The sequence below is a fragment of the Telluria sp. AZSoR62 genome (assembly GCF_058111565.1).
This window is the reverse complement of the sequence record NZ_JBYTST010000501.1, coordinates 1-246: the sequence shown is the minus strand read 5'-3', so window position 1 is coordinate 246 and position 246 is coordinate 1. Positions and strand designations below refer to the sequence as shown.

The window sequence follows — 246 nt, the reverse complement described above, 5'->3', positions numbered from 1 at the left end:
ACTGGCTTCCCCTTCATAAACCCTTTAACTACAACCAACAGCCCATCATCAACAGCCTGTTTTGCTTCCTCTTCACTTGTAAACCGTTGCCCGTCTTTTTTCTTGACGCGCAGCCCGCAGGGAGGCTGATGCACTCTGCTATGAGCAAAGTAAGCTGCACGACCTTTTGCATCCTTATCATCGTCTTCAGGGGATCGAAATAATCCAACACAGCATTCGGGGCAAAATATATGGCTCTTCATATCT

1 pseudogene is annotated in these 246 nt (G+C 47.2%); it reads right to left on the bottom strand.

Annotation, left to right across the window (positions count from 1 at the left end):
* A pseudogene (locus AC3XQU_RS24530) lies at window positions 1-246 on the bottom strand (hypothetical protein); the annotation flags it as partial.